The organism is Anaerovorax odorimutans, assembly GCF_024459955.1.
GTDB lineage: Bacteria > Bacillota > Clostridia > Peptostreptococcales > Anaerovoracaceae > Hominibacterium > Hominibacterium odorimutans_A.
In genome coordinates, this window is record NZ_JANFXK010000291.1 from 1 (window position 1) to 204 (window position 204).

The 204-nt window shown below is 43.6% G+C and carries 1 pseudogene; it reads right to left on the bottom strand.

Annotated features, from left to right (window positions below):
* Positions 1-204: pseudogene (locus NE619_RS19445) on the bottom strand (capsid protein); the annotation flags it as partial.

Genomic DNA, 204 nt, shown 5'->3' on the forward strand with positions numbered 1-204 from the left:
CTGTCTCAGGTACCACTTGCGTCTGCTCAAAAGTTCGAGAAATGTTCTGGATCGATGATGTAGCGTTTGTTTCATCCACATCCGCCTTATCTACCATAAAAGAAATATCTCTGTCGTGTGTCAGTGTGAATGGCACATCTTTCTGTACATAAGTGCCTTTATTCCACCCGCCGTTACGACTATGATTTTTAAAGCCGCTTGTGC